The following is a 14159-nucleotide window of genomic DNA, read 5'->3' as shown; positions in this document are numbered from 1 at the left end:
CCGACACATTGACGACCTGAGGTTATCCGGCGGAGAGTCACCTCGTGATTCTCCCCCTGGTGACGGCGGCCCTCCTGGCGGGTCAGCCGCTCGACCCGCAGCAGCCCGGCAACCCGGCCCCCGCCGAGACGCCGGGCATTTCCGAGCCAGCTCCCCTTCCCCCTGCCCCACCAGCTCCTCCCGAGCCCGAGGAGACGGATCGGCGCAAGCAGACGGTCGTCACGGCCTCGCGCACGGAGCGAAAGCTCGAGGACGTGGTCTTGGCCACCGAGGTCATCACGCGCGGGCAGATCGAAGCCACCGGAGCGAGGGACCTGGGCCAGCTCCTGCAACAGCACCCGGGCGTCGAGCTCGTGCACACCTTCCGGGGCACGGGCCTGCGCTTGCAGGGGATGGATCCCGAGTACGTGCTCATCCTCGTGGATGGCGAGCGCGTGAGCGGGCGGGTGGGAACCACGTTGGACCTGGGGCGCTTCAGCCTGCGCGATGTGGAGCGCGTGGAGATCGTCAAGGGACCGGCGGCGGCGCTCTACGGGGCGGATGCCATTGGCGGCGTGGTGAACCTCATCACCCGGCGGGTGCAGCGACCCCTGGAGGCGAGCGCCCGGGGCTCGTTCGGCATGCTGCTGGAGGGCGATGTCCGCGCGCACGCGGGCACGAAGCAGGGCCCCTTCGAGGTGCGCGTGGGCGGTGGCTACCGCACCCGCGACCCCTACGACTGGCAACCCACCGACGCGGCGACGAGCGGCGCGGGGCTGCGCCGATTCGACGGTGACCTGGCCCTCGCCTGGTCGCCGGATGACGATTCCCGCCTGTGGCTGCGCGGCCAGTACAACCGCCGCGACGAGAACGCCGTCGATCTCAACCCCTCGGGCGCCGTGCTCGACCGCCGCCAGCGGCAGGAGCAGTTCGACGTCTCGCTCGGTGGCCGCAAGCAACTTCCCTCGGACACCTCGCTGCTCGTCCGGGGCCACTTCGGCCTGTTCCGCGAGCAGCTCCTCCAGGACCAGCGCGGCTCGCGGGCGCTCGATGACTACTCGCAGAACATCACCCGGCTCTACGAGGGCGTCGTCCAGGCGGACCACCGCCTCGGCAATCACGCGCTGACCGGGGGCGTCGAGCTGCTCGGCGAGCGCCTCACCTCGGCGCGGCTCGAGGAGAGCCCGGTGGCCCGCCTCCGGGGTGGAGCCTTCGTGCAGGACGAGTGGGACGTGGCGCTGTCCTCGGACGCCGCGGGGCCCAGGCTGAAGGTGGCACCGGGCTTCCGCTTCGACCTGGACTCGCAGTTCGGCGGAGCCCCCTCGCCCCGGCTGGCGCTCAAGCTGGACCCGAGCCCGGCCCTGACGGTGCGTGCCTCGGTGGGACTCGGGTTCCGCCCGCCGTCCTTCCAGGAGCTGTACCTGCGCTTCTCCAACCAGGGGGTGGGCTACATCGTCGCGGGCAACCGCGAGCTGTCGCCCGAGCGCTCGGCGGCGGTGAACGTCGGCGTGGACTGGCGCCCGCCCCTCGACGGCTGGCTCTTCTCCGCGAGCGGCTTCCACACCCGGCTCACCAACCTCATCAACATCACCGCTGGAGGCACGCCCAACCCGGACAACCCGGTGACCTTCAGCTACGAGAACGTGGCCAGGGCGTACACGCAGGGCGTCGAGCTCAACGGCCGCATCCGCCTGCCCGTGCGCTCGACGTACCTCGACCTGGGATACATGCTGCTCGACGCGAAGGATCTCACGCGAGACCGTCCGTTGGAGGGCCGGGCCCGGCACCGCGTCAACGCGCAGCTCTCCACCCGCTACCGCCCGTTGAACCTGGAGGCCACCGTGCGCGGCTCGTGGGTGAGCGGCCGGCCGTACTACCTGGGCACGGAGGGCGGCATGGCCAACGTCATCGGTTACGGCGACGACAGCAGCGTGTGGGCGCCCTCGTACTTCGACCTGGAGGCCCAGGTCTCCTACGCGCTGAAGGGCGGGTTCGAGGTCTTCGTCAACGGCTACAACCTGCTCAACGCGGGCGACCAGCAGTTCAACCCGAGGCCTCCGCGCGGCGTGCTGGGCGGAGTCCAGTGGGAGTACTGAAAATGCGGACGATGCGAAGGACGCTGCTGCTGCTGGGGCTCGGGATGGCGGGCTGTGCCCCGGACCTGCGCGAGGACTACCCGTTCGACGGCCAGGCCACCTCCGGGCAGCTCGTGACGGTGACACCGCGGGAGGACGGGGGCAACCACGCCCTCATCGACGCGACCAACAAGTCGGCCCTGGTCTACTTCGACATCGACGAGGGCCGGGAGATGAAGACCGACGAGGCGCTCGAGACCAACGGCTGGGACCTGGCCTTCCAGCGATACACCGTCACGATGAACGGCGGGGGTGGCAACCCGACCGGCAAGGTGCGGGTGGCGGTGCTCGAGGGCCAGGGCTGGGACGCGCTCACCACGGCCCCCGCCGAGGGCTACCAGCAGGACGCCTCCGAGCCGGTGTTCAACGGCGTCCACGGCGGCTGGTACACCTACGATCTCGTCAAGCACCGGCTCGTCACCCGCGACGAGCTGCTGTACGTGGTCCAGAGCAGCGCCGGGCACTACTTCAAGCTCCAGATGCTCTCGTACTACGACGACACGGGCACCCCGGCGCGTCTGGCATTGCGCTACCAACCACTCCAGGCGCCTACCACGGGACCCTGAGGGACCAGGGCATGCGCGTGCTGGGCGGCGACTTCGTGGTGCACAGCGACACGGCGCTGGACGTGGCCGGCCACGAGATGACCCACAGCGTGACAAGCCGCACCACCAGGCTCGTCAACTCGTGGCGATTTCGCCCTCGGCGCTCGCGATACCAGGCCGCGAGGCCACCTCCCGGGCCGCGGCGCTCTGGGGATCTCGCTCGAGCACGAGCCGCCACGCAGCTCGGGCCCGGTCCGCCTGACCGAGCCGCTCCAGGCAGTCCCCCCACTCCAGCAGCGCGCCACCGCCCTGCCCCTGGTACGGATGGGCGACACCGGCCTCGAAGTGACGCGAGGCTTCCTCCAGGCGCCCCGCCTCCAGGGAGATCCGCCCGAGCAGGAACAGCCCGTTCCGGGTGCTCGAGGCCCGGCGCGCGAGTGACAGCCCTTCCCGCGCCCGCGCTTCGGCCTCATCGAACCGCCGCAGTGCCAGCAGCACCGAGGCACGGGTGAAGGCCGCCTCGCTCCAGTACACGCGGGGCAGGCATTGGAGGTTCAATGACTCCAGGGTGGCGAGCGCGTCCTCGCCACGTCCGGTATGCGCTTGAATCCATGCGTGTTGCAGCAGAAGCGCATGACGCAGGAGTGACTCTCCGCCCGCCACCTCCTCCACGGCCCGGAGCCGCTCGCCAGCAGCCGTCCAGTCCCCCAGGTTGTAGTGCGCCTCGGCCAGGTTGAGCTGCACCAGGCCCCACTCCTCGTCGGGCTCCTCCTGGGGCTCCCAACCGCGCTCGACCTCCAGGGCCTCCTGGTACAGGCCCGCGTTGATGAAGGTGTTGATGGCGGTGTTGGCGAGCCCCCAATCCTCTACCGCCCTGGCTTCCTTCGCGAGGAGCCGCGCGCCCTCGACGGCCCGCGCGGTGTCTCCGAGCGCCTCGTGGGCATGCACCGAGAGCTGGTGCAGCATCCGTCGCATCGGCACATTGGCCCCCAGCAGCCGGATGGTCCGAATGAGCCGGAGCGTGCCGCGGTAGGCCCCCCAGTCGAAGCTGCACGTCTCAGCCAGGGAGAACAGCCCGGAGATGATCGGCTGCCGGAGCAGCACGAGCACCATGAGGGAGAGGACGAGGGTGAGCCAGGGCATGCGGAGACCTTCACCCCAGCGTAACGCGTATGTGAGGAGAACACGGTGCCTGCTCGCCCTCAGGGGGAGCGGGCCGACTCCCCGTAGCCCACGGGGGGCGGCGCGTGGAGGTGCATTCTCCTGCGGCACGTGGGCCCGATGAGCGTGAGCGCCCCCTGGGCCGCGAGTGCCAGCAACGTGCGCAGCAGCTCGTTCCCCCCGCGCGCCGGAGCGGCCAGCGGCACGCGGAAGCAGAGCGCGTCATCGTCCTGCTCGGGCTCACACGGCGCGAGCGCCTGGACGAGCCGGTACATGGCCAGGTTGCCCGCCAGCACCCGGAACTCGAAGCACTCCACCCCCCGCTCGCGCGCGGCCTCCACCAGCCGCTCCAGCAGGACGCGGCCGAGCCCCTTGCCCTGGGCATCATCCACCACGGTGATGGCCACCTCGGCGGTCTCGGGGGCCTCCGCCAGCCGGAAGAACCGGGCCACGCCCATCCCCACCTCGCGGCCGACGGGACTCCACGTCACCGCCCCGAGGGCCACGTGCCGCTCCCCATCCACGCTCGTGAGGTAGCGCAGCTCGTCCTGCGACAGCCGGGGCTTGGCCGACATGAAGCGCTGGAAGCGCGAGCGCGGGGAGAGCCGCTCGAAGCCGTCGCGCAGCAGCGCCGCGTCCTCGGGCCGCACCATCCGCAGCTCCGCCCACGACCCATCCGCGAGTGCCAACCGCTCACGGTACTGGGAATGAAAACGACGGTACGGCTGCATCGAGGACCTCCCCCCAAGAGTCCTCGCAAGCTGAGCTGGATGCCGCACTGCGGCAAGCCGCCCTGCCCCCCGATCCGAGCCGCTGGGGAGATAGCCGACAGCGGGTGCGTCATGAAGTCCGCAAATCCAGCGAGGCAGGGAAAGCTCTCAGCGCTTGGGAAAATACAGGCCCCCATGTCCAACACGCTCTGATACTCGGAGTGTCTTCCAGTTCACGGAAGGCATGACCTGACACAGGAGTGTGCTTTTGAAGACTCGATTGATGGTCCTCGTATCGGGCCTGGCGCTCGCCGCATGCGAGGGGCAGGACTCGCGAAAGGAGGAGAGTTCCTCCACGTTCGAGAAGCAGGAACAGGCCCTACCGGGCGATCCGTTGTGCAAGCTGACCGCGGGCTCGGCGACGGCGCTGCCCGCCCAGGCGGAGCGCCGTTTCACGGGTCTCGCCAGCACGCGCGCGGGCGCGGCACTGGGCGCGGGGGATGTGAACGGTGATGGCATCACCGACCTCCTCATCGGAGCACCCGGCACGGGCACGACGCTCAAGGGCTACACGTACGTGCTCAACCTGTCGAACCCCGTGGACATCCGCGGCTACGCCACACGCATCGAGGGCGAGGCCGCGGGCAACCGCCAGGGCCAGGCCGTGGCGGCGGGTGATTTCCTCGGCTCCTCTGGCATCGACCTGATCCTGGGCGCCCCGAACTACGCCAGCTCGGCCAGCACCACCAACCAGGGCGTGGCCTATCCGGTGGATGGCTCGTCGCTCGGTGGCGGAGACAAGGTGCTGGGCACCACCAGCCCCCGCTTCCGGGGCGTGGCCGCTGGAGATCTCGCGGGCGCGGCCGTGGCCGTGGGCGACATCGCGGGTGACAGTGGCGCGGATCTCATCGTGAGCGCCTACCTCAACGAGACCGCCAGCCCAACGGACACCGGTGCCGTCTATGCGTTCACCGGACCCGTGTCGCCTTCCGCGGCGGGCACGCTCAGCAGCGCCCCCGTCAAGATCGTGGGCACCACCGGCACCTCGCAGACCAACGTCCAGGCGGGCTTCTCCATCGCCGTGGCGGACGTGAACGGCGATGGCAAGGGGGACCTGCTGGTGGGCGCACCGCGCTATGACGTGAGCGCCAGCGTCACGGACGCGGGCGCCGTCTTCGTCTTCTTCGGGCCGCTGTCGGGAACCAAGAGCCTCACCGATGCGGACATCGTCCTCACGGGCTCCGCCACGAACGAGCTCGCGGGTAGCGCGGTGGCCAGCGCGGGAGACCTGGACAACGATGGCAAGGAGGACATCCTCATCGGCGCGCCGGGCACCTCCACCGCCACGGGAAAGGTCTATCTGGTCTACGGAGGCGCCACGGGAACGGTGGCGCTCGGCACGCAGCCCCGCTGGACGGGCGCCGCGAGCGACCTGGCGGGCACGGCGCTCCTGGGACCCGGTGACATCAACGGGGATGGGTTCCGCGACTTCGTCATCGGCGCCCCCGGATATTCGTCCAACGTCGGCGCCGTGTACGTAGTGTACGGCGGGTCGACCCGCTTCTCCGCCACCAACGCCTCCCTCTCGCTCGTCCCGCGCTACGCTGGAGCCGCGGCCGCCAGCCAGACGGGCAGCGCGCTCGTGGGTCTGGGAGACGTGGATGGCGACGGCTCGGCGGACTTCGCCATCGGAGCCCCTGGCTATTCCTCGAATGCTGGCGCGGTGTACCTGGTGCTCGGCCATGGTGCTCGCACCTGGTACCCGGACACGGACAGGGATGGCTATGGAGTGACCGCCAGCGCCGAGCGGCGTTGTGGCGAGCCCGCCGCGAACAGTGGTTGGGCGCTGAATCCCGGAGACTGCAAGGACTCGGACATCGCCATCAACCCGAGCGCGGCCGAGGTCTGCGACGGCCAGGACAACAACTGCGACGGTCTGGCCGACGATGACCCGGGCGCCAACCCGGTGGATCCCAGGACCTGGTACCTGGACGCGGATGGCGACAGCCACATCTACTTCAGCTCCGGCCAGCAGAGCTGTGCGCCGCCCGTCGGTCCCGGGTGGATCCAGGAAACGAGCGTCACGGGCCTCGAGTGCGAGCCCCCGGCGGAGGGCCCGGCGAACTACTCCACGGACAACGACCCGTCCGTCCACCAGTTCGCGAGCGAGGTGTGCGACGGCAAGGACAACGACTGCAACGGTGTGGTGGATGAGGACGAGTCGCTCTGGCTCGACTGGTATCCGGACGGAGATGGGGATGGCTACGGTCGCAACGCGAGCGTCCAGCGCGCCTGCGTCGCCCCCGCCGGTCACGTGGGGAACAACACGGACTGCGATGACGCCGATGCGATCACCAACCCGGCCAGGACCGAGGTCTGCGACCTGAAGGACAACAACTGCAATGGCACGGTGGACGAGGGCGTGCAGACCACCTTCTACCGGGATGCCGACGGGGATGGCCATGGAGTGCCCACCCAGACCGCCCTGGCCTGCACCCAGCCCACGGGCTACTCCGCCATCAGCGATGACTGCAACGACACTCCGGCACCGGGCAAGGGGGCGCAGATCTACCCTGGCAAGGCGGAGGTGTGCGACGGGCTGGACAACAACTGCAACTTCGACACCGACGAGGGCGTGAAGGGCACGTTCTACCGGGACGCGGACGGGGATGGGTACGGCAACCCGGCCCTCTTCAGCCAGAGCTGTACCGCTGCCTCGGGCTACGTCGCCAACAACACGGACTGCAACGACAGCAGCAACGCCATCCGGCCGGGTGCCACCGAGGTGTGCGACAACAAGGACAACGACTGCGACGCGCAGATCGACGAGGGCGTGCTGCTCACCTTCTACGTGGACGCCGACAGGGACGGGGTGGGGACGACGGATCCCAACCTGAAGATCCAGGCCTGCACCGCGCCCGCCGGTTACGTCACCAGCAAGACGGACTGCGATGATGGCACGTCCGCCACGAAGCCCGGTGCCACCGAGGTGTGCGATGGCAAGGACAACGACTGCGACGCGCAGATCGACGAGGGCCTGCCCACGACGACCTGGTACCCGGACACCGACAACGACGGCTACGGCGCCCAGGTCAGCTCTTCCGTGGTGTCGTGCCGCAAGCCCGAGGGCGAGTACGTCGCCAACAACATGGACTGCGACGACAGCCGTTCCAGCGTCAGCCCGGGCCGATCCGAGGTCTGCGAGCCCACGACCCAGACGCAGGTGGACAACAACTGCTCGGGTGGAGTGGACGACGCCGTGGATGCACCCACCTGGTACCGCGACGCGGACGGTGACGGGTTCGGTCAGACGTCCGTCACCGTGCGGAGCTGCACTGCCATCACCGGCTACTCCAACAAGGATCGGGACTGCGATGACGTCAAGCCGGACGTGCACCCCGAGGCCATTGAGCTGTGTGAGCTGACGGGCGTCCAGGTGGACAACGACTGCGACGGTGATGAGAACGACGTGGACGTGCCCATCGAGGACGATCCTCGTGGCGCGCGCCTCTGGTACGGAGACGCGGACCGGGATGGCCACGCCGGTACCGGATTCCAGCTCCGCTGGTGCACGGACCCCAGCGACCTCAAGGACGCGAGTGGCAAGGTCCTCGTCAAGGGCAAGTACCTGGCCGCCGCACCCGATGACTGCAACGACTCGCACTCCGGTGCCTGGGTGGTGACGCGCTGGTACGAGGACAGGGATGGCGACGGTTGCGGCAACCCGAACGTCTACGCCGACTCTTGTGGCCGGCCGGGGTGCGGGGCCGCCTACGTCAGCAACGGCAACGACAGCAATGACACCGTGGCGGGTGGCTGCATCAGCGGCACCAGCCCCAGCTCGACCGTGTCCTCCGCGCGGTAGAGCCTCGGCGAGGAGTTGAAGGGGCCGGTCCGGCAGCTCCCGGGCCGGCCCCTCGACTCATTCCGTTACCGGGAACGGCGGCTGGGCTTGCGTGCCTCGGTCTTCTTCGCCGGGGTCTTCTTCGCCGGGCGGGCTGGCGCCCCGCCGTCCTTGACGCGCGAGAGCCGTGCCTGGGCGAGCTTCTGGAACGAGCGGGCATCGGCCTCCTCGGGAGCGGAGACGGCGCGGTAGAGGGCTCGCGCGGCATCGGTCATCCCATAGGCCTCGGCGAGCCGGCCCCGGACGTAGAGGACGCCCCCATCCACCGTGTTCGAGCCACCCTGGGCGAGCGCCTCGTCCACCAGCCTGCGTGCCTCCTCCAACCGTCCCGTCCCCACCAGGAGCGCGGCGAGCACGGCGAGCGACTCGGGGTCCTCGCGCTCGGTCAGCGACACGGCCCGCTGCGCCTCGTCCACCGCCTCGGACGAGGCGCGGCCCCGCAGCAGCTCCGCCCAGGCGAGCGTGCGGTACGTCTCCGCGCTGGCCGCGCCCAGCCTCATGAGCTGCAACCCGGTCTGGTCCACGGCCTTCCAGTCCCCGAGCTGCACGGCCGCATCGAGGAGCGCCCGCAGTCCCTGCGGATCCTGGTGCAGGAAGTTGAGCCGGCTCTCGGCCACCTCGCGCATTCCCTGCCACTTGCCCTCGGCCGCCAGCAGGGAGCGCTTGAGCAGGAAGGCCTCCAGCGAGGCGGGCACCTCCTGGCGCACCTCGTCCAACCAGATGTTGGCCGTGGGGATGTTGCCCGCCGCCTCGTGGGCCACGGCCAGCGCCAGATGCAGCCGCTGCCGCAGCTCTCCGGTGGCGTACCGGGCGTCGGCCTCCAGGGTCTTGATGACGCGCGGCTCTCCGGTGCTGGCCCCGAGGTAGGCGGCGGCGCGCCGCAGATCCGACACGGCCTCCATGCCGGAGAAGCCCCGCAGCGTCGCGAAGAAGCTCCCCAGGGGCCCCAGGCCCTCGGTGGGCAGGTTCTGCGCGGACTCCATGCCCCACTGCAACCACAGGACGCCCTCGGTGGCGTGGTTGGCGTCGAACCAGCGCAGCGCCTCCGCGCCGAGCGGACGCGGATCCGAGGAGGTGGCGAGCAGCCGGTATTCCTTCTCCTCGCGCACCACGAACCAGGTGTCCGCGGGGATGCCTCCGAGCGGCAGTCTCAACCCCACCCGGTAGCCCACCTTCTCCTTGCCATCGACCTGGAGATCCAACGCGGCCACGGCGAGGTCGGCCATGGCGGCCACGCCAGCGGCGTCCAGGTTGGCCAGCCGCACATAGCGGGCGGCCCGCGCATGCAGGGCCCGCAGCGTCTGGCGCAGCTCGCTGTCGGCCCGGTCGCGCTTGGAGAGGAGCGGACGGACGGCCTTCTCGAAGTCCTGCGCGCTGCGCTCCGTCCAGGCCGCGAGCACGACGCGGCGCACCAGGCCCTCGGGTCCCTCGTCCGCCTTGGACTCCTCGGTACGACGCACCTTGCGCGTCAGCTCCAGCCGGGTCTCGAGATCCGGGTCATACGCCCCACGGAGCGCCGCCTCGAAGAGCTGCGCGGCCTCGGGGTAGCGGCGCTTGGTGAGCAGGTGGCCGCCGGCCATGGACAGCGCCGCGCGGCGTCCCTCCAGACCATCCAGCGAGCGCTCCGCCTCGGTGATGGCCTCGCGCGCGCCCTTCAGCTCGGCCAGCGTCATGATCAGCACCTGATCGCGCAGCGTGGAGGAGCGGGCGGCCCGGGCCGTCTCCAGCGCCTCCTGGGCGGCCCCCGAGTGGAAGAGGGCCAGCAGGTAGCGGTCCTCCACGTCCCGGTCCGCGACCGAGTCCCGCAGGTTCCGCCAGGACGTGAGGGCATCGGCGAGCGGAGCGCCCTGCCCGAAGCGCTCGCCGCGCGGGTTGTACTCGAGCAGCTCGGCGAGCAACGCCCGCGCCGCCACGTTGTCCGGCTCCAGGTCGAGCGCCTTGCGGCAGGCGGCCACGGCCCCCTCCAGGTCGGCGCCCTCGTGGCGCAGCCGGCCCTGGAGGTCATGCTGCAGCACCCAGGCGAGGACATGGTGGACCAGGGGGGAGTCGGGACGCTGCTCCACGGCGCGGCGGGCCTCGGCGCGCGCCTGCTCCCCGAAGCCCAGACCCAGCAGCGAGCCGGCGTAGCGGGCCCGCACCAGCCCGGAGGCCGGAGCGCGCGACAGCAGCTTCTCGTACAGGTCGAGGCCGTCGCGCACCCGCCCGTTCTCCACGAGGCGCTGGCCGCGATCCTCCAGCTCCACCACCAGCGGCTCGCGCCGGGCGAGCTTCGCCAGGGCGTCGCGGAAGGCGTTGACCTCGTCGGCGGAGTAGCGGCGCTTGACGGTCTCGAAGGAGAAGTCGGCGGCGAGCCCCCCCTCCTCGTCGCGCGAGTAGCGCAGCGACAGCACCGCGGGCCCCAGGCGGAGCGTCTCGTCGCGAGGCAGGGTGCGAACGGAGAAGCCCGGAGGGGGCCGCACGCGGTAGCGCACCTCGGCCTTGTAGGCCACGGGCAGCACCAGGTCCGACTTGCGGCGCGCCGCGGAGACGGGCTTGCGGCCCAGCTCGTCGGGCAGCAGGTCGCTCACGTCGTCGAGCACCTCCGGCAGCCAGGCCAGGGGCGAGTCGATGCGCAGGGGAACGCGGGCCTCGCGCCAGCCGGTGGTGGCGAAGCGCGCGGAGGAGACATCCAGGTCCAACCGGAAGGGCCCGGTGCGCTCCTCCAGCGGCGAGTACTTCAGCCCCGCCAGCGAGCCCCGGTACTGGGCGGCGGCCAGGGCCTCCATGTTGCGGCGGAAGTCGGCCGGGCGCATGCCGCGCAGCAGGCGCCGGTAGTCTCCGGCGAGCGCCCCGCGCAGCTCGCGCGTCTCCAGCACCCGCGCGGGCCCCTCCTCGGCGAGCAGGATGCTGCGGGTGAAGACGGCGGCGTTCTCCGCCGGGGGCGCCTCGTCGATGAGGGTGAGGCCCTGCGTGTCCGGCGCGGCCACCAGCGCATGACGGCCCTCGAGCCCGGCCACGGGCCCGCCCACCTCGGCGGCGGGGTCCGTGGGATCGATCCACAGCGCGGGCGAGCCGGGCACATAGACGATGGCGTGGTTGAAGAAGCCCATGCCGGGCAACTCGGGCACGTCCTCACGACCCGAGCGGACGAGCGCCACGTGGGCGGGGAGGCCCGAGGCGCGCAGCAGCCCCACCATCAGGGTGGAGAGGTCCTTGCAGTCGCCGAACTGCCGCGCGAGCGTGTCCTGGGGGCTGGTGGGAACGACGGCCGAGGCACCGAACTCGAGCCCCGTGTAGCGCACCGAACCCTGCACCCACTCCAGCAGGCGCTGCGCCACGGCCCGACGGTCCTTCGGATTGGAGCCCTTGGTGAGGGAGCGGGCCTGGGTCTGCAGGGACTGGCCCGCGAGCTTGGACTCGACGATGCGGTGGTAGGTGGAGGCCACCTCGTTCCAGGAGCGGCCGGTGGAGAAGGCCACATGCGGGTAGAAGGCCTCCGAGGGAGGGACGTTCGCCTCGAGCGGCGTCACCGGGGCGTAGGGGCCGCCCTCGAAGAAGAGCCGCTTGCGGGCCCCCTGGTGTTGAGGCACGGGCTCGAGCGGGAGCCCGCGGACGCGGAGCGACAACTGGGTGGAGGGCTCCGCGTCGATGAGCAGGCGCACCTTGCGCACGGGGACGGAGTTGGCGAAGTAGAAGTGCTCGATGGTGCCGGCGTCGAAGAACGGCTGGGTGTCCTCGACCACCGACTCCTCCTCGACGACGGAGCCCACGCGCAGCGCGGGCAGGGGCGCGCGCAGCACCCGCTGATCGGTGTAGAGGTTGGGCGTCGAGTCCTCCACCGTCGCCTCGTGCAGCGTCTGGGGCTCCAGCCAGTGCTCCTGGCCCTGGGGAGAGATGACGCGGGCGCGGATCTTCGGCCGGGACTGGCGCCACGGGGACCAGTCGGCGCGCGTCTCCGCCCAGGTCTGGACACCCGCCTCATTGAGGATGCGGAAGACCCGGTGCGTGGTGGTGCGCCAGCGGTTGGGGCCGATCTCCTCGTAGCGCCCCTCCTCCACCAACACCTCCACGTCGGCCTCGCGCGACTCCGGCGCGGGCAACGCGGCGGCGGCCCGGGACATCACGGCCGGAGACGCCTCGAAGGCGGTGCCCTCCCAGGGCAGTGGACCTCGCTCGGCGCCCAGGGCGGAGAGAGAGAGCGAGAGCAACCCCAGACACAGCGCGAACGGTCTCATCGCGGCAACGGCACCCATCGTTTGAGAAAAGGAGACGGACTAGATCAGCCACGTCCATAAAAATCAAATGAGGGTGGAACGAAAGCCGGGATGGAGGGAAACACGCACCCGAGGGCGAACTGGCCATCACCGCTGGTGGGATCCCATGAGTCCGCCTCCCGACAAAGAATGGGCAGCTTGCTCCGGCCCTTTCACCGGAGCTGGGGGATCGACATGACGATGAACCGATGGATGAAGGTGGCGTGCGCCGCGGCGGTGACCAGTGTGGGCTGCACCGAGAGCACGCTGGACCCTGCGGTGGACGTCCTGCTCACGGGCAAGGTGATCAGGCAGGACAAGCAGCCGGTGGCGAACACGCTGCTGAGGATCGATCGCAGCGGGAACTCGAGCTGTGCCTTCGACATCTTCGGCGTGAACTGGAAGTCGGTGAAGACCGACGCGGAGGGGAACTTCAGCCTGCAGCTGCTGGGAGCGGACACCCAGAATGGCAGCCTGGCGCGCTGCTTCTCCCTGCGTTCCCCCGCGGGAGAGAAGGGGCGCACGGTGGAGGCCGAGTTCATCGTGCAGACCGAGAACGTGCAGGTGCCCACGCTTCAGGAGTGGAGCGGCGCGCCCACGGCGCTCGCTGGCGCGACGGGGGTGGGCGTGAGCTTCCAGGATCTCTCCGCCACCCACGATGGAGCCAGTGCCGGCTATTCCCTGTCGGTGAGGAGCAAGTCGTCCGGAGGGATCTGGTCGTTCGGCCAGGTGCAGTCGCCAGTGCAGGTGAGCGACCACTACCTGGAGGACGTGGCGGACCTCGAGGCGGACCTCTACGCCGTGCGCACGGTCGAGACGGGCGGCACGAAGTTCACCTTGCGCTACGCGGGAGATGCGGTGGACCTGCCCCGGCGCGCGCTCGTCCCGGTCAGCCGGGGCGCCAGCTGCACCTACCCTGGCTCGTCCACGACGTGCCCGTTGACGGATGGCAAGCTCACCGACACGGTCTTCTTCCAGGAAGGCACCCGCGATGTGGTCATCCAGCTGGCGCAGCCCAGGGTGCTGCGCAAGGCGCTGCTGCGCAATTTCCGCACGGCCTTCTCGGTGAATGAGCTGACGTTCGAGGGAAGCACCGATGGCAACACGTGGATGCCATTGGCCAACCTCAAGGACAAGCAGGACAAGTTCTTCATCGAGCTCGAGCTGAACAACCCCACCCCGCTGAGCCACGTGCGCATCCACGCCATCGCGACGGAAACCAGCGCCCGTATCTCCGAGCTCAGCGAGGTGTCTCTCTTCGAGTAGCCACACAGCGGTACGAAGCGGCGGGTTCGATTCCCGCCGCTTCCACTAAAAGTTACCCGCCGCTCTGAGGAAATGACCCGCTCCCGTGGACGTAGGGAGGAGGGAGCATCGACCTCGGAAGGAAAGAGCGCATGGATTGGAAGGTGTTGTTCGTCGCCGGAGTGTTGGGCCTCCTGGGGTGCAGGACGCCAGCCAGCTCTGGGAGGGTCACGGACCCGGGACTACCC

Annotated in this window: 7 protein-coding genes; 4 read left to right on the top strand and 3 right to left on the bottom strand. The window is 70.2% G+C overall.

Annotated elements, in window-relative coordinates; genetic code table 11:
- Positions 1-44: 44 nt before the first annotated feature.
- Positions 45-2075 carry a TonB-dependent receptor plug domain-containing protein gene (locus JRI60_RS17860; protein ID WP_204227064.1) on the top strand — a complete coding sequence of 677 codons (2031 nt, stop codon included), beginning with the start codon at positions 45-47 and terminating at the stop codon, positions 2073-2075.
- Positions 2076-2086: 11 nt separating this feature from the next.
- Complete coding sequence (locus JRI60_RS17855) at positions 2087-2680, top strand: HmuY family protein (RefSeq protein ID WP_204227063.1); 594 nt, start codon at positions 2087-2089, stop codon at positions 2678-2680.
- A gap of 114 nt (positions 2681-2794) precedes the next feature.
- Here JRI60_RS17855 and JRI60_RS17850 read toward each other — a convergent pair whose 3' ends face one another.
- Both JRI60_RS17850 and JRI60_RS17845 read right to left on the bottom strand, forming a co-directional pair.
- Positions 2795-3802 (bottom strand): tetratricopeptide repeat protein, encoded by a 1008-nt coding sequence (locus JRI60_RS17850; RefSeq protein WP_204227062.1) that lies wholly within the window; start codon positions 3800-3802, stop codon positions 2795-2797.
- A gap of 59 nt (positions 3803-3861) precedes the next feature.
- Positions 3862-4551: a GNAT family N-acetyltransferase gene (locus JRI60_RS17845; RefSeq protein WP_204227061.1), complete on the bottom strand. Its 690-nt coding sequence runs from the start codon at positions 4549-4551 to the stop codon at positions 3862-3864.
- Positions 4552-4798: 247 nt separating this feature from the next.
- Here JRI60_RS17845 and JRI60_RS17840 point away from each other — a divergent pair, with 247 nt between their 5' ends.
- Positions 4799-8395 carry a MopE-related protein gene (locus JRI60_RS17840; RefSeq protein ID WP_204227060.1) on the top strand — a complete coding sequence of 1199 codons (3597 nt, stop codon included), beginning with the start codon at positions 4799-4801 and terminating at the stop codon, positions 8393-8395.
- A gap of 65 nt (positions 8396-8460) precedes the next feature.
- On the opposite strand, the gene JRI60_RS17835 is transcribed toward JRI60_RS17840, so the two are convergent.
- Positions 8461-12648 carry a DUF3857 domain-containing protein gene (locus JRI60_RS17835; RefSeq protein ID WP_204227059.1) on the bottom strand — a complete coding sequence of 1396 codons (4188 nt, stop codon included), beginning with the start codon at positions 12646-12648 and terminating at the stop codon, positions 8461-8463.
- Between the two features lie 213 nt (positions 12649-12861).
- On the opposite strand from JRI60_RS17835, the gene JRI60_RS17830 reads away from it, so the two are divergent.
- Positions 12862-13932 (top strand): hypothetical protein, encoded by a 1071-nt coding sequence (locus JRI60_RS17830; RefSeq protein ID WP_204227058.1) that lies wholly within the window; start codon positions 12862-12864, stop codon positions 13930-13932.
- Positions 13933-14159 lie beyond the last annotated feature (227 nt).

The sequence above is a fragment of the Archangium violaceum genome, from assembly GCF_016887565.1.
In the GTDB taxonomy this organism is placed as follows: domain Bacteria; phylum Myxococcota; class Myxococcia; order Myxococcales; family Myxococcaceae; genus Archangium; species Archangium violaceum_B.
The sequence above is the reverse complement of the archived record's forward strand: the minus strand, read 5'-3'. Positions and strand labels throughout refer to the sequence as shown.